Annotated in this window: 14 protein-coding genes; 11 read left to right on the forward strand and 3 right to left on the reverse strand. The window is 70.8% G+C overall.

Features of this window, described 5'->3' with window-relative positions; translation table 11 throughout:
* Positions 1–64 precede the first annotated feature (64 nt).
* Complete coding sequence (locus AB0M70_RS35330) at positions 65–1561, forward strand: aminopeptidase P family protein (RefSeq protein WP_365826733.1); 1497 nt, start codon at positions 65–67, stop codon at positions 1559–1561.
* Between the two features lie 100 nt (positions 1562–1661).
* On the opposite strand, the gene AB0M70_RS35335 is transcribed toward AB0M70_RS35330, so the two are convergent.
* The gene (locus AB0M70_RS35335) at positions 1662–2177 is read right to left on the reverse strand and encodes a carboxymuconolactone decarboxylase family protein (RefSeq protein WP_365826735.1); all 516 of its coding nucleotides are present in this window, start codon (positions 2175–2177) and stop codon (positions 1662–1664) included.
* A gap of 41 nt (positions 2178–2218) precedes the next feature.
* Here AB0M70_RS35335 and AB0M70_RS35340 point away from each other — a divergent pair, with 41 nt between their 5' ends.
* Positions 2219–3655, forward strand: a complete 1437-nt coding sequence (locus AB0M70_RS35340) for a PLP-dependent aminotransferase family protein (protein WP_365826737.1) — start codon at positions 2219–2221, stop codon at positions 3653–3655.
* A gap of 36 nt (positions 3656–3691) precedes the next feature.
* On the opposite strand, the gene AB0M70_RS35345 is transcribed toward AB0M70_RS35340, so the two are convergent.
* Positions 3692–4138, reverse strand: coding sequence for an ATP-binding protein (locus AB0M70_RS35345; RefSeq protein WP_365826739.1), 447 nt, complete (start codon positions 4136–4138; stop codon positions 3692–3694).
* A 269-nt stretch (positions 4139–4407) separates the two neighbouring features.
* Here AB0M70_RS35345 and AB0M70_RS35350 point away from each other — a divergent pair, with 269 nt between their 5' ends.
* From AB0M70_RS35350 to AB0M70_RS35390, 9 genes are all read left to right on the forward strand, one after another.
* Positions 4408–5229: a hypothetical protein gene (locus AB0M70_RS35350; RefSeq protein ID WP_365826741.1), complete on the forward strand. Its 822-nt coding sequence runs from the start codon at positions 4408–4410 to the stop codon at positions 5227–5229.
* Between the two features lie 193 nt (positions 5230–5422).
* Complete coding sequence (locus tag AB0M70_RS35355; protein ID WP_365826970.1) at positions 5423–6154, forward strand: YcnI family protein; 732 nt, start codon at positions 5423–5425, stop codon at positions 6152–6154.
* 80 nt (positions 6155–6234) lie between these two features.
* Entirely contained in the window at positions 6235–6885 is a 651-nt protein-coding gene (locus AB0M70_RS35360; protein WP_365826743.1) for an SCO family protein, read from the forward strand.
* Positions 6882–7370 carry a copper chaperone PCu(A)C gene (locus AB0M70_RS35365; RefSeq protein ID WP_365826745.1) on the forward strand — a complete coding sequence of 163 codons (489 nt, stop codon included), beginning with the start codon at positions 6882–6884 and terminating at the stop codon, positions 7368–7370. The genes AB0M70_RS35360 and AB0M70_RS35365 overlap by 4 nt, the downstream gene beginning before the upstream one ends.
* A 14-nt stretch (positions 7371–7384) precedes the next feature.
* Complete coding sequence (locus tag AB0M70_RS35370) at positions 7385–9427, forward strand: copper resistance protein CopC (RefSeq protein WP_365826747.1); 2043 nt, start codon at positions 7385–7387, stop codon at positions 9425–9427.
* A gap of 11 nt (positions 9428–9438) precedes the next feature.
* Entirely contained in the window at positions 9439–10671 is a 1233-nt protein-coding gene (gene efeB / locus AB0M70_RS35375) for an iron uptake transporter deferrochelatase/peroxidase subunit (RefSeq protein WP_365826749.1), read from the forward strand.
* Between the two features lie 175 nt (positions 10672–10846).
* Positions 10847–11782 carry a prephenate dehydratase gene (pheA, locus tag AB0M70_RS35380; protein WP_365826751.1) on the forward strand — a complete coding sequence of 312 codons (936 nt, stop codon included), beginning with the start codon at positions 10847–10849 and terminating at the stop codon, positions 11780–11782.
* Positions 11783–12375: 593 nt separating this feature from the next.
* A complete protein-coding gene (serS, locus tag AB0M70_RS35385) occupies positions 12376–13665 on the forward strand; it encodes a serine--tRNA ligase (protein WP_365826753.1) in 1290 nt (429 codons plus the stop codon).
* Positions 13662–14489, forward strand: a complete 828-nt coding sequence (locus tag AB0M70_RS35390) for an HAD family hydrolase (RefSeq protein ID WP_365826755.1) — start codon at positions 13662–13664, stop codon at positions 14487–14489. The genes serS and AB0M70_RS35390 overlap by 4 nt, the downstream gene beginning before the upstream one ends.
* Positions 14490–14803: 314 nt before the next feature.
* On the opposite strand, the gene AB0M70_RS35395 is transcribed toward AB0M70_RS35390, so the two are convergent.
* A complete protein-coding gene (locus AB0M70_RS35395; protein WP_365826757.1) occupies positions 14804–15523 on the reverse strand; it encodes an ABC transporter permease in 720 nt (239 codons plus the stop codon).
* Positions 15524–15533: the final 10 nt, after the last annotated feature.

Raw genomic sequence — 15533 nt, forward strand, 5'->3', positions numbered from 1 at the left:
CTGGGACCCCTTCCGTACGCCCGTACGATGGAGGGGGCCCAGTGTCGTACATAGGAGGCAGATCGTGTCGGAGGAGCTCATTCGGGAGAACCCGGAGACCCCGGAAGACCTGGAGATCGAGTCCGAGGAAGAGCCGATCAAGCAGCGCAAGAACGGCCTGTACCCGGGCGTCTCCGACGAGCTCGCCGAGAACATGAAGTCCGGATGGGCCGACACGGAGCTGCACGACCTGCAGCCGATCGCCCAGGCCGAGCACACCGCCGCCCGCCGTGCCGCGCTCTCCGCGCGCTTCCCGGGCGAGCGCCTCGTGATCCCCGCGGGCAATCTCAAGACCCGCTCGAACGACACGGAGTACGCCTTCCGCGCCTCCGTCGAGTACGCCTACCTGACCGGCAACCAGACGGAGGACGGCGTCCTCGTCCTGGAGCCGACGGACTTCGCGGACGGCACGAGCGGCCACGAGGCCACCATCTACCTGCTGCCGCGCTCCAACCGTGAGAACGGCGAGTTCTGGCTCGACGGCCAGGGCGAGCTGTGGGTCGGCCGCAGGCACTCCCTCACCGAGGCCGAGACGCTGTACGGCATCCCGGCGTCCGACGTGCGTGAGCTCCCCGGGCAGCTGCGCGAGGCGACCGGCTCCGTCCGCGTCGTCCGTGGTCACGACGCGGGCATCGAGGCCGCGCTGACCGACAAGGTCACCGCCGAGCGCGACGAGGAGCTGCGCGTCTTCCTCTCCGAGGCCCGTCTGGTCAAGGACGAGTTCGAGGTCGGCGAGCTGCAGAAGGCGTGCGACTCGACGGCCCGCGGCTTCGAGGACGTCGTGCGTGTCCTGGACAAGGCCGAGGCGACCAGCGAGCGCTACATCGAGGGCACGTTCTTCCTGCGCGCCCGCGTCGACGGCAACGACATCGGCTACGGCTCGATCTGCGCGGCAGGACCGCACGCCACGACGCTGCACTGGGTGCGCAACGACGGCGCCGTGCGCTCCGGCGAGCTGCTGCTGCTCGACGCCGGCGTGGAGACGCACACGTACTACACCGCCGACGTGACGCGGACGCTGCCGATCAACGGCCGCTTCAACGAACTGCAGCGGAAGATCTACGACGCCGTGTACGAGGCCCAGGAGGCCGGTATCGCGGCGGTGCAGCCGGGCGGCAAGTTCCGCGACTTCCACGACGCCGCGCAGCGTGTGCTCGCCGAGAAGCTCGTGGAGTGGGGCCTGGTCGAGGGACCGGTCGAGCGCGTCCTGGAGCTGGGTCTCCAGCGCCGCTGGACCCTGCACGGCACCGGTCACATGCTCGGCATGGACGTCCACGACTGCGCGGCCGCGCGCCGTGAGACCTACGCCGACGGTGTCCTGGAGCCCGGCCATTGCCTGACCGTCGAGCCCGGCCTGTACTTCCAGGCGGACGACCTGACGGTGCCCGAGGAGTACCGCGGCATCGGCGTGCGGATCGAGGACGACATCCTCGTGACGGCCGACGGCAACAAGAACCTGTCGGCCGCGCTGCCGCGCCGTGCCGATGACGTCGAGGCGTGGATGGCCGAGCTCAAGGGCTGACAGCCTTCTTCGTCTGCTTTCTTCGTCTGACTTCTTCGCATGCTCAGGGACCGGGCCTCTTCTTTAAGAAGGGGCCCGGTTTCGTGTCCCGGGGCAGGGCCTAGCGCTCATCCTCGCCCGCCACCTTGGCGGTGCTCAGGGCGATGCGGTTCCAGGTGTTGATGGTGAAGATCAGGGCCAGGACGTGGCCGAGCTCCGTCTCGTCGAAGTGCGCCGCCGCGCGGGCGTAGACGTCGTCCGGGACGCCGCCCTGGTGGACGAGCGTGACGGCCTCGGTCAGGTCGAGGGCCGCCTGCTCCTTCTCCGTGAAGAAGTTCCTCGCCTCGCGCCAGACGCCCACCATGTGCAGCCGTGCCTCGTCCTCGCCGGCCTTGCGCGCGTCGGAGGTGTGCATGTGGAGGCAGTACGCGCAGCCGTTGAGCAGCGAGGCGCGGATCTGGATCAGCTCCACCAGGGCCGGGTCGAGGCCGTCGCGGGCGGCCGCGTCGAGTCCGATCACGGCCTTGAAGGCCTTGGGGGCGGCCTTGGCGAAGTTGAGGCGGGGAGTGGGTGCGAGGGTCTGCGCGGTGGTCCCGGTGGCGGTCTGCGGTGCGGTCTGCGTGTTCGTCATGACCATGAATCTACGGGCGGGATAGACCTTGGATAGGGTGCATTCTCGTGGCGGAATCATGGGTCAATCTGGCGGAGCGCATCGGGAGTGACCTGCACCTGGAGCTCTCCGGGGCGGGTGGCCGCCGGGCCGTCCTCATCCGCGCGCTGCGGGACGCCGTGCGCGAGGGGCGGCTCGCTCCGGGGACGCGGCTTCCGCCCTACCGCTCCCTCGCCGCCGATCTGGGCATCGCCCGCAACACCGTCGCCGACGCCTACGCCGAGCTGGTCGCCGAGGGCTGGCTGACCGCACGGCAGGGATCCGGCACCCGGGTGGCGGAGCGGGCGGCGCCGCCCACCCGCGCCCGCGTTCCCAAGCGGGCGCCCACCCGGCCCGCGACGCCCGCCCCACCGGCGTACGACCTGCGGCAGGGCCGGCCCGACGCCGCCTCCTTCCCGCGCACCGCCTGGCTGGCCGCGGCCCGGCGCGCCCTCAACTCCGCGCCGAACGAAGCCTTCGGGCCCGGAGACCCGCAGGGGCGCGTCGAGCTGCGCCGGGCGCTCGCCGGGTATCTGGGGCGCGCCCGCGGGGTGCGTACCGACCCGGAGCGCATCGTGGTGTGCTCCGGGTTCGCGCACGGCCTGCGGCTGCTGTTCGGGAGCGGGGGAGGCGGGATGCTGCGGGGGCGGCTGGCCGTGGAGTCGTACGGCCTCGGCTTCCACCGGTCGATCCTCGCCACCGCGGGCGTACGGACGGTCCCGCTGGGTCTGGACGAAAAGGGCGCCCGGATCGAGGAGTTGACCGAGGGTCAGCGAGTCCGGGGCGTACTGCTCACGCCCGCACACCAGTTCCCGACCGGCGGCCCCCTGCATCCGACCCGCCGCGCGGCGGTGATCGACTGGGCGCGCACGCGCGACGGCCTCGTCCTGGAGGACGACTACGACGGCGAGTTCCGTTACGACCGGGAGCCGGTGGGTGCCGTGCAGGGCCTGGACCCTGAACGCGTCGTCTACATGGGCTCGGTCAGCAAGAGCCTCTCTCCGGGGGTGCGCATCGGGTGGCTCGTCCTGCCCGAACACCTCATCGACGGAGTGCTCGAGGCGAAGGGCGAACGAGAGGCGTGGGCGAGTGTGATCGACCAGCTCACGCTGGCCGAACTGATCGAGTCGGGTCACTACGACCGGCACATCCGCCGGATGCGTCAGCGCTACCGCGGGCGCCGCGACCAGCTCGTCGCCGCCCTGGCCACGCACGCGCCGCACATCAGCCCGACCGGAGTCGCCGCGGGCCTGCACGCCGTCCTGCGGCTGCCGCCCGGCACCGAACAGTCCACGGCGAAGGCGGCCTCCTGGCAGGGCCTGGCCCTGGAGGGCCTCGCCGAGTTCCGCCACCCGGAGGCCACGATGCCCGCGCCCGACGGTCTGGTCGTCGGCTATTCCACTCCGCCGGACCATGCCTACAAAGCGGCCCTGGAGGCCCTGTGCAGGGCGCTGCCGCCCGGCTGAGCCGCCGGGTGGCCCCCGGGTCGGCCGGGGCGCTCCTCAGGCCGTGACGAGCGGCGTGTCCTCGCGCCACTTGAGGATCTTGTCGAAGCTGATCACCGTGCCGCCCCTGCCACCCGGCTTGTTGCCGAAGTGCACGTGGTCGGCGAGCTCCTGGATGAGGTACAGACCGCGCCCGTGCTCGGCGGTGTCCGATGCGGGCTGCGCGGCGGGGACGAATCCCGGGCCCGAGTCGGCGACTTCGATGTGGCACTTCTCGCCGTCCAGGTAGGCCGTCACCCGATAGGCACCGGCCGCCCCCTCGGGGGGCACCGCATCACCGCCGTGCTCCACGGCATTGGCACAGGCCTCGCTGAGAGCGACCGACAGGTCGTACGAGACGTCAGGATCCACCCCCGCGGTCTCCATCGTGCCCATCAGCAACCGGCGGGCCAGCGGGACGCTCGCAGCTTCGCGCCGCAAATGGAGAGACCACCACATGCTCATGCTCCAGCCTCCTGGCCGCGGCTCGACATACCGATACGTATTGCCGCAAGCGCCCGTGTATAAGCGCGCAGTTGACGTGATGCCGCCCATACGGCCGACGCGCGGATGGCCGGGGACGGTGTAGACACGCCTCTCACGAGCCTCTTTCGAGCCCCTCCAAAGGCACCCATTCGGTGCCGATGGGCACCGATCGCCACTCATCGGCATCCATGGGAGCTTGCGGACCTGCCGTGTGCGGCGGTCGGGCCCAGTGCGATGATGTTCCGGCCATGACTGCCCCCCACCAGCGCGAAGCGCGCGCCGGAGTCGACCTCCGGCTGCTGAGAGCCGCGGTGTTCGCCGTGCTCTGCATCGTGCTGTCCGCCGGGGGCCATGTGCTCGCTTCCTGCGCCGCCGTCCCGTTGTGGACGCTGGGCGTCGGGTTCGTCGCCGTTTTCGCCGTGGCGGCACCGCTCGCCGGGCGTGAGCGGTCGCTGCCGGGCATCGCCGCCCTGCTCGCTGCCGGGCAGGTGGGCCTGCATGCGCTCTTCGGTGTCGGCCAGCACGGCGGCACGGCGGTGGCCTCCGCCGAGCCCTCCATGGTGGAGCGGGCCGCGCGACTGGTGTGCGGGGCCGGAGCAGCCACCCTCAGCCCCGCCCAGGCCCACCGGATCCTGACGACGGCCGGCATGGAACCGGGCGCCAGGGCCGCGGGCCACCCGCCGCACCACAGCGCTCCGGGCACCACGGCGGACTCCGCGATGGGCTCGATGTCGCTGCTGCCGTCGCTTCCGATGCTCCTGGGACACGTACTCGCCGCCGTCGCAGCCGGGTGGCTGCTGCGCCGCGGCGACGTCGCGTTGCTCCGCCTCGTACGGCTCTCGGCACACGGGGCGTATGGAGTCGCCGAGGGGGCGCTCGTCCGTTCCCTGCGCGCGGCGCTCGGTCTCGTACGCGCCCTCCGTGCCGGGCTCCCCGGCGCTTCCGGCGGCGATCTCCGCGCGCCCCGTACGGCCTTCCTGGGACCGTCGAAGCCGCACACCACCGCGCTCCAGCACACGGTGATCAGGCGAGGGCCGCCGGCCACCGCCGCACTCGCACTCGCTGCCTGACGCGACGCACTCCTACCGCAGCACTACGGAGAGGTGCCTCACGGCCGGCGGCGTCCACGCGCGCGTGCCCGCTCGGTTCGCCGCCGCGCGCACTCTCCCCCTGATCACCACTGCCGACCTGATCGGCGGTGCTGGTCGTCACCGCTGAAAGTGGAGTGTTTCTCCCATGTCTGTTCTCTCTGCGCTGTCCACCGTGAAGGCCTCCCGCGTCTCCGTCGTCGGTGGCGTCGCCGCCTCCGCCGTCCTGCTCCTCTCCGTCCCCGCCTTCGCGCACGTCAGCGTCTCGGCCGAGGGCGAGGCCGCCAAGGGCGGCTACGCCACGGTCAACTTCAAGGTGCCGAACGAGATGGACGACGCCTCGACCACCAAGCTCGAGGTGTCCTTCCCCGAGGACCACCCGCTCGCCTCGGTCATGACGCAGCCCGTCCCCGGCTGGACCGCGAAGGTCACCAAGACCAAGCTCGACAAGCCGCTCGAGATGCACGGCGAGAAGATCGACGAGGCCGTCTCCAAGGTCACCTGGACCGCCGACGGCAAGGGCGTCCAGCCCGGCTCCTTCCAGAAGTTCCCGCTGTCCCTCGGCGCGCTCCCCGAGGACGCCGACGAGCTCGTCTTCAAGGCCGTCCAGACGTACGACAACAAGGAAGTCGTCCGCTGGATCGAGCCGCAGCAGAAGGGCCAGGAGGAGCCGGAGCACCCGGCGCCCGCCCTCGCGCTGACCGCCGCGTCCGAGGACGGCCACGGCGCCGCGGCCTCGCACGACGACGACCCCAAGGAAGACGCGAAGTCCGGCGACGAGAGCGAGAGCGCCTCGGCCGACAGCAGTGACTCCACCGCCCGCGTCCTCGGCATCGTCGGCATCGTCGTCGGCGCCGCCGGCGTGGCGTTCGGCGTGCTCGCCGGACGTCGGCGCGCCAACAGCTGAGCCACCCTTCGGGCCGCACCGGGGGCGTTTCGCCTGCCCCCGGTGCGCCCGGACCCCCCTCACATCTGGGACATTTTCGTATGCGCAAGAAGAAGCTGCTCGCCGCCGCCATGCTGGCCGCGGCCACGCTCACCCTGTCCGCCTGTGGTGGCGGTGACGACGGCAAGAAGCCCGTCGCGGACGTCTCCGTCGAGTCCAACGGCGACAAGGCCGCGACCATCCTCGACAAGCCCTTCGAGAAGCCGGACCTCGTCCTCACGGACACGCACGGCAAGAAGTACGACCTGCGCGAGCGGACCAAGGGCAAGCCGACGCTCGTCTACTTCGGCTACACCAACTGCCCGGACGTCTGCCCCCTGACGATGAGCAACATCGCCGTCGCCAAGAAGGCACTGCCCAAGGCCGAACAGGACAAGCTCCAGGTCGTCTTCGTCACCACCGACCCCGAGCGCGACACCCCCGCGGCCCTCGGCAAGTGGCTCAAGGCCCAGGACACCGACTTCATCGGCCTGACCGGTGACTTCGACACCATCCAGGGCAGCGCCCGCACCCTCGGCATCAGCATCGAGCCCTCCAAGAAGGAGAAGGGCAAGGTCGTCTCGATGCACGGCACGCAGGTCATCGCGTTCTCGCCGAAGACCGACGCCGGGTACGTGCTGTACGGCGAGGACACCACCGTGGACGACTACACGAAGGACCTCCCCAAGATCGTCAAGGGAGCGACCCCGTGAACCGCCGCATCCTCACCGGCGGCGCCCTGGCCCTGACCGCGGGGCTCGCCCTCGCGGGCTGCTCGGAGACGTCCGCGGGCAAGGCCGACAAGGCCGCCGCCAAGCCCGAGCTCAAGGTCGCCGGTGCCTTCATGCCCGCGCCCGCCATGGACACCATGGCCTCCGGGTTCTTCACCGTCACGAACAAGGGCGGCGCCGACAAGCTCACCTCGGTCACCAGCGGGATCGCGAAGAAGGTCACGCTGCACAGCACCGAGGGCAACGCGATGAAGGAGCAGAAGTCGTTCGACGTACCCGCGAACGGTGAACTCGACTTCGCGCGGGGCGGCAACCACCTCATGTTCGAGGAGCTCGAGCAGAAGCCGAAGGAGGGCGACAAGGTCGCCGTGACGCTGCACTTCGAGAAGTCGGACCCCATCGAGGTTGAGGTTCCGGTGAAGGCCGCCACGTACAACCCCAAGCCCGGCAAGCACGCGTCGCACTGAGGGACTGATCGCTGATGCAGACCATCGCTCCCCGCCGTGGAGCTCGCTCCGGGGCCGCCGCCCGCCTCGGGATAACCCCGGGCGTCGGACGGCTCCTGCTCGTCGTCGCCGTCTTCCTCGGCGCCCTGCTGGCCACGGCGGCACCCGCCTCCGCCCATGCCGCGCTGACGGGCAGCGACCCCAAGCAGGGGGCGGTGGTCGACCAGGCGCCCGCCAGTGTGTCGCTGACCTTCTCGGAGAAGGTCGCCATGTCCGACGGCTCCGTACGGGTGCTCGACCCGGCCGGCAAGCGCGTCGACACCGGCAAGACCAGTGACCTCGGCTCGAACACGTACGGCGTGAGGCTGCACAAGGGCCTGCCCGACGGCACCTTCACCGTGGCCTATCAAGTCGTCTCCGCCGACAGCCACCCCATCTCCGGGGCCTACACCTTCTCCGTGGGCGCGCCCTCCGACACGAAGGTCGCGCTGCCGGACCAGGAGGTGGGCGGCGGGTTCGTGGGCGGGCTCTACGACTTCACGCGCTACCTCTCCTACGCCGGGTTCATCCTCGTCGTCGGCGGGGCCGCCTTCGTCCTCGGCTGCTGGCCGCGGGGCGCCGGCGCGCGCCCCGTGCAGCGCCTCGTGGTGTCCGGCTGGGTCACGCTCACCGCGTCCACGCTCGTCATGCTGCTGCTCCGCGCGCCCTACACCGGGTCCGGGAAGATCGCCGACGCCTTCGACATGGCCAAGCTCGGCGAGGTGCTCCAGACGAAGACGGGCGCCGCGCTGGTCTCACGGCTGCTGCTGCTCGCCGCCGCCGCGCTCTTCATCGCGGTGCTCTTCGGCGCGTACGAGAAGCGGACCGACCCCAAGGAGCGCAAAGACCTCACCTTCGGGCTCGCGATCGGCGGCGGTGTCGTCGCCGTCGGGCTCGGCGCGACCTGGGCCATGGCCGAGCACGCCTCGACCGGCATCCAGGCCGGTATCGCGATGCCCGTGGACGTCGTGCACCTGCTCGCCGTCGCCGCCTGGCTGGGCGGGCTCGCGGCGCTCGTCGTCGCCCTCTACTTCGCGCCGTCGGTCGAGGCCGGGGCGGTGCGGCGCTTCTCGCGCGTGGCGTTCTGCAGCGTCGTCGCCCTGGCCGCGACCGGGCTCTACCAGTCCTGGCGGCAGGTCGGCTCGTGGTCGGCGCTCACCGGTACGTGGTACGGGCAGCTGCTCCTCATCAAGGTCGGCCTGGTGGCCGTCCTCGTCGGCATCGCCTGGATCTCCCGGCGCTGGACGGCGCGGATCGTGGGCCAGGCGGGCGACATGGCGCCGGAGGCCGCCGCGGCGGCCGTCGTCGAGAAACACGCGGAGAAGAGCGCCGCGAAGCGCACGACGGCCAAGCGGGTGGAGAAGAAGCCGGTGACGGTGCCCGCTGGGAGCACCGGCGCGGACTCCAAGGACAGCAAGGCCGGCAAGGACCCCAAGGGGCTCAAGGACTCCAAGGGGCCCAAGGATTCCAAGCGCACCGCCCAGCTCGCCCGCCAGCAGGCCGCCATGACCACCGCCCGCGAGAAGCGGATCCGCGACGCCGACCCGAACCGGTCGGGACTGCGACGCTCCGTGCTCGCCGAGGCGGGCGTCGCCGTCGTCCTGCTCGCCGTCACCACGGTCCTCACCTCGACCGAGCCGGGGCGCACGGAGGAGGAAGCGGCGGCTTCGAAGACGGCCGCGGCCGCCCAGCGGACCGGTCCGCTCACCCTCAAGATCCCCTTCGACACGGGCTCCAAGGACGGCAAGGGCACCTTGCAGCTCGACCTGGACCCCGGCCGGACCGGCAGCAACGAGATGCACATCTTCGTGAAGCGGCCGAACGGCAGCGCCTTCGACATCCCCGAGGTGAAGGTGTCGTTCACCCTCAAGTCGAAGGATGTCGGACCGCTGCCCGTCGTCCCGGACCACATCGCCACCGGACACTGGAGCTCCAGCGGGGTCCAGATCCCGATGGCCGGCGACTGGAAGGTCGCGGTGACGGTGCGCACCTCCGACATCGACCAAGTGACCGTGAACAAGAACGCGCAGATCGGCTGAACGGAACCACCATGGCGGACAACGGGATTTCGAGGCGGCGGCTGCTCGGCACCGCCGGCGCCACCGGTCTCGCGCTGGGCGCGGCGGGCGGCGCGGCCGGGTATGCCGCGGCGCCCTCGGACACCCCCGAGAAGGCGGCGGCGTTGGCGTCGCTTGGCGCGGACACGGTCATGTTTCACGGGAAACATCAGCCCGGCATCACCACGCCCGTCCAGTCCCGCGGTCATCTGGTCGCCTTTGATCTGACGGCGGGCGCGGGCCGCAAGGAAGCGGCCGCGCTGCTGCGCCGCTGGTCAGCGACGGCCGAGCGGCTGATGGCGGGCAAGGCCCCGGCGGGCGAGGACACGGATGTCGCCCGGGACGCCGGCCCGTCGTCGCTGACCGCCACCTTCGGCTTCGGGCACAGCTTCTTCGGGCGGACCGGCCTGGAGAAGCAGCGCCCCTCGGCCCTCGACCCGCTGCCGGACTTCTCCTCCGACCACCTCGACAAGGCGCGCAGCGACGGCGACCTGTGGGTGCAGATCGGCGCGAACGACCCGCTCGTCGCCTTTCACGCGCTGCGCGCACTCCAGAAGGAGGCGGGTGACGCGGCGCGGGTGCGCTGGCAGATGAACGGCTTCAACCGCTCGCCCGGCGCGACCGCGCAGCCGATGACCACCCGCAACCTGATGGGCCAGATCGACGGCACGAACAACCCGAAGCCGTCGGAGGACGACTTCGACCGGCGGATCTACGTGCCCGCCACGGGGGACCCGTCCTGGATGGCCGGCGGCTCGTATGTCGTCGTACGCCGTATCCGGATGCTCCTGGACGACTGGGAGAAGCTCGGCGTCAAGGCGCAGGAGGCGGTCATCGGGCGCCACAAGTCGGACGGCTCACCGTTGACCGGCGGTACGGAGACCACCGAGCCGAAGCTGGAGAAGGCGGGCGCGGACGGCAAGTACGTGATCGCCCTCAACGCCCATGCCCGCATCACCCGGCCCGACCAGAACGGCGGCTCCGCGATGCTGCGGCGCCCGTTCTCGTACCACGACGGCTTCGACAAGGGCGGGGAGCCGGACGCGGGCCTGCTCTTCGTGTGCTGGCAGGCCGACCCGCTCCGCGGCTTCGTGCCGGTGCAGCGCAAGCTCGACCGCGGGGACGCGCTGTCGGAGTTCATCCGGCACGAGGCGAGCGGCCTCTTCGCGGTGCCGGGCGGGGCGGCGAAGGGCGAGTACGTGGGGCAGCGGCTGCTGGAGGGGTAGGGCCGCCGGAGGGGTGGGGCCGCCGGAGGGGTGGGGCTGGGGCAGGGCCGCCGGAACCCCGCCGTAGAGGCCGGTCCGCTCCCTTCGTACGGGGGTTCGGGCGTGGGTACGTGGGGCGGGCGCCGCTTGGTGAGACGCGTGAGCCGTGCCACGGGCAGGCCATTAGGGTGACGGTATGTCGGCGATGCGCTACACCTATCTCGGCCCCGAGGGCACCTTCACCGAGGCCGCCCTCCGTACGCTCCCGGAAGCGGCCACCAGGGAACTCGTCCCGATGGTGTCCGTGCCGGCCGCGCTGGACGCGGTCAGGAGCGGAGACGCGGCGGCCGCGCTGGTGCCGATCGAGAACTCCGTCGAGGGCGGTGTCACGACCACCGTCGACGAGCTCGCCAAGGGCGCGCCCCTGATGATCTACCGCGAGGTCGTCCTGCCGATCGCCTTCGCGCTGCTCGTCCGGCCGGGCACGCAGCTCAAGGACATCAAGACGGTGACCGGCCACCCGGTGGCCCAGCCGCAGGTCCGCAACTGGCTGGCCGCGAACCTGCCGGACGCCCTGTGGGAGTCGGCGGCCTCGAACGCGGACGGTGCGCGCCTCGTCCAGGAGGGCCGCTTCGACGCGGCGTTCGCGGGCGAGTTCGCGGCGGCGACGTACGGCCTGGAACCGCTGGTCAGCGAGATCCACGACGCGGCGACCGCCGAGACCCGCTTCGTCCTGGTGGGCCGTCCGGCCCGCCCCGCGGCGCCGACCGGCGCGGACAAGACCTCGGTGGTCATCTGGCTCGGCGACGACCACCCCGGCGCCCTGCTCGAACTGCTCCAGGAATTCGCCGTACGCGGCGTCAACCTGATGCGGATCGAATCGCGGCCCACCGGTCAGCGCATCGGCAACTACTGCTTCTCCGTGGACGCCGAGGGCCACATCACGGACCGCCGTGTGGGCGAGGCGCTGATGGGCCTCAAGCGGATCTGCCCGCAGGTGCGCTTCCTCGGGTCGTACCCGCGTGCGGGAGTGTCGCCCGCCGATCTGCGGCCGCCGCGGGCGGGGACCACCGACGGCGAGTTCCTCGCGGCGTCGGACTGGCTGACCCAGTGCCAGGACGGCCGGTTCTGAGCCGACCGTCGGTCGGGCGCTCGGGTCGGGCGGGCGGTCTTACCTGCTGATTTACGTTGTCCACAAAGTTATCCACAGGGGCCGTTCTCGACCTGGGGACAAGTCGACAACGAAGCGTGACATGGTCGACAAATCGGCCTACAACCCACAAGTCCGTCCACAGTCGCGCACGTCACCCCTCGTCCACCCTTTTCCATTGATCAACTCTTTGGAGCGAACCATTTCCACTCGAAAGTGGGTGTGAGGGTGGTTTGGGTCGGGAATCCTTCGTCGCGCATGCGGCTTTCGGAACGATCTCTTCCGGCATCCACAGATCTTTCGCACAGCCTGTGGATAACTTTTCGGCAGGGGATATTCCTGTGGACAACGAGGCCCCAAGTCCCGCCTCCCGCAAGGAGATCGGGTCAAGGGGGCGAGTCCCCTCTGCCCCATTTCGGGGAATGGCACCCTTTTCATTGACCCTGTCCTCGGTACTCGCGGGGCAGGTCGCGGGTCGGACGCGACGGGAATTCCCATTCCGGCAAAACGGTCATAACGCATCGCAGGGGAATATCGAGTCGAGAGCCGGAACCGCTCGACGGTAGCCTGGTGGGGTGATTGACCTTCGCCTGCTCCGTGAGGACCCCGACCGTGTTCGCGCCTCCCAGCGCGCCCGTGGAGAGGACGTCGCGCTTGTCGACGCCCTGCTCTCCGCCGACGAGCGGCGCAGGTCGTCCGGGCTCCGCTTCGACGAGCTCCGTTCCGAGCAGAAGGCGCTCGGCAAGCTCATCCCCAAGGCCTCGGGTGACGAGAAGGCCGAGCTCCTGAAGAAGGCCGGCGAGCTCTCCGCCGCCGTCAAGGCGGCCAACGCCGCGCAGGACGAGGCCGACGAGGAGACCAAGCGCCTCCTCGGTCAGCTGGGCAACCTGGTCCACCCGGACGTCCCGGTCGGCGGCGAGGAGGACTTCGTCGTCCTCGACACGATCGGCACCCCGCGCGACTTCGCGGCCGAGGGCTTCACGCCCAAGGACCACCTGGAGCTCGGCGAGGCGCTCGGCGCCATCGACGTCGAGCGCGGCGCGAAGGTCTCCGGCTCGCGCTTCTACTACCTGACCGGTGTCGGCGCCCTGCTCGAACTGGCCCTGGTGAACGCGGCGATCGCGCAGGCGACGGAAGCCGGGTTCATCCCGATGCTGACGCCCGCCCTGGTCCGCCCGCGCGCCATGGAGGGCACGGGCTTCCTCGGCCAGGCCGCCGAGAACGTCTACCACCTGGAGAAGGACGACTACTACCTGGTCGGCACCTCCGAGGTCGCGCTCGCCGGTTACCACATGGACGAGATCATCGACGCCGACAAGCTGCCCCTGCGGTACGCGGGCTTCTCGCCCTGCTTCCGCCGCGAGGCCGGCACGTACGGCAAGGACACCCGCGGCATCTTCCGCGTGCACCAGTTCGACAAGGTCGAGATGTTCTCGTACGTCGACCCGGCGGACGCGGAGAACGAGCACCAGCGCCTCCTGGAGTGGGAGAAGCAGTGGCTGACGGGCCTCGGTCTGCCCTTCCAGGTGATCGACGTGGCCACGGGTGACCTGGGCGCCTCGGCCTCGCGCAAGTTCGACTGCGAGGCGTGGATCCCGACGCAGGGCAAGTACCGCGAGCTGACCTCCGCGTCGAACTGCGACGGTTTCCAGGCCCGCCGCCTGTCGATCCGTATGCGCGACAACAGCGACGGCAAGAAGGTCATGCAGCCGCTCGCGACGCTGAACGGCACGCTGTGCGCCGTCCCGCGCACGATCGTCGCCCTTCTGGAGAACCACCAGCAGGCCGACGGCTCCGTGTGGGTGCCCGAGGTACTGCGTCCGTACCTGGGGGGACGAGAGATCTTGGAGCCCATCAACAAGTGAGCCACCCTGCTCCCGCCACGCCGTCCTTCCCGTACAAGCTCGTCGCGACCGACCTCGACGGAACGCTGCTGCGCTCCGACGACACGGTCTCGGCGCGTACGCGCGACGCGCTCACCGCGGCCACCGCGGCGGGCGCCGCGCACATCATCGTCACCGGCCGTGCCGTGCCCTGGACCCGGCACATCCTCGACGACCTGGGCTATGACGGCCTGGCCGTGTGCGGGCAGGGCGCGCAGGTCTATCACGCGGGCGAGCACCGGCTACTCACGTCGGTCACACTCGACCGGCAGCTCGCCGGTATCGCCCTCGCCAAGATAGAGGCGGAGATCGGCCCGCTGGCGCTTGCCGCGAGCCGTGACGGCCTCGACGGCGAAGTGATCGTCGGCCCTGGGTACGTGGTGCAGGACGGTCCGCTGCCCGCCGTCCCCTTCACGGATGTCGCCGAGCTGTGGGCCGCACCGCTGAACAAGGTGTACGTCCAGCACCCGGGCCTGAGCGACGACGAGCTGGCCTCGGTGGCGCGCCAGGTGGCGGGGGGCCTGGTCGGCGTGACGATGGCCGGCGAAGGCATCGTCGAGCTGCTTCCCCTCGGCCTCTCCAAGGCGACGGGCCTCTCCCTCGCGGCACGGCGCCTCGGCGCGAAGGCCGCGGACACGATCGCTTTCGGGGACATGCCCAACGACATACCGATGTTCGGCTGGGCGGCCCATGGCGTGGCGATGGCCAACGCCCATGAGGAGCTCAAGACGGTGGCCGACGAGGTGACGGCGTCGAACGAGGACGACGGCATCGCGGTGGTGCTGGAGAAGCTTCTCGGCCAGTAGTTCCGGGCAGTACGCAGCAGACAGTACGCAGTGAGCCGGGCACCGCATGGCGGTGCCCGGCTCATTGCGTGGTCGGGTGGGCGGCCCGCGCAGCGACGTGCGCGCTCGAAGCGGCCGCCCCGGACAGCTCCCCCGTGGGCGGGGCTCTACGGAGCGAGTGACTACTCCGAAGCCTGCCGCGGGCTGCCCTGCCGGGAACTCGACGGACTGATGAAGGACACGTCGGCTCCTCTCCCGGTGTGTGGGCGCCAGGGTCGTGGCGCGGTGACACAACTACTGTGCCCGCGCCCCGATGCGTCCCGCCACCGGATTTATCACTCCTCCCCGGCCAGCGTCAGCGACCGCAGCTTCTGTCCGGCGTACCAGGTGGCGAGGACCGTGACGCCGACAAGGAGCGCCGTGGCGGCCGGCAGTCCGACGTCCGAGGTGACCAGGTCGCCGCCCGCCGTCTTCTGGGCGACGGCGAGCGACCACTGCTGGACGCTGAGCGTGCGTGCGCCAGGGACCAGCGACCCGAAGAGGGTCTCCCACACGAGGGCGTAGACGAGCCCGAAGACGACCGCGTGCCGGGTGATGGTGCCCAGGAGCAGGAAGATCGCCGCGTACGCGATGGAGGCGACCAGGGCGGCGATCGTGTACGCCACGGCGATCTGCTGGCCGTTGCCGTTCAGGATCATGCCCGCGATGAACGTCGGGACCGCGGAGAACGCCATGGTGACGGCGATGGCGATGGTGAGCTTGGTGGTGATGATCGTGGGCCGCTTGACCGGCTTGGAGAGGAGATAGACGACGGAGCCGTCGTCGATCTCCGGGCCGATGGCTCCGGTGCCCGCGATGACGCCGATGATCGGCACCATCGTGGCGAGCGCGAAGCCGCCGAGGAGGTCGGAGGCGACCTGGTCGTCGGCGCCGTTGAATCCGCGGACGGCTGCGGCGATGACGATCAGCAGGACGGGCAGGGCCAGGAGGATCAGTGCCCGGCGGCGGCCGAGCAGGGCCCGGTAGGTGAGCCGGGCGACAGTGGGGTCGTACACGATGGCTCCC

The sequence above is a fragment of the Streptomyces sp. NPDC051214 genome (assembly GCF_040682375.1).
Classification (GTDB): Bacteria; Actinomycetota; Actinomycetes; order Streptomycetales; family Streptomycetaceae; genus Streptomyces.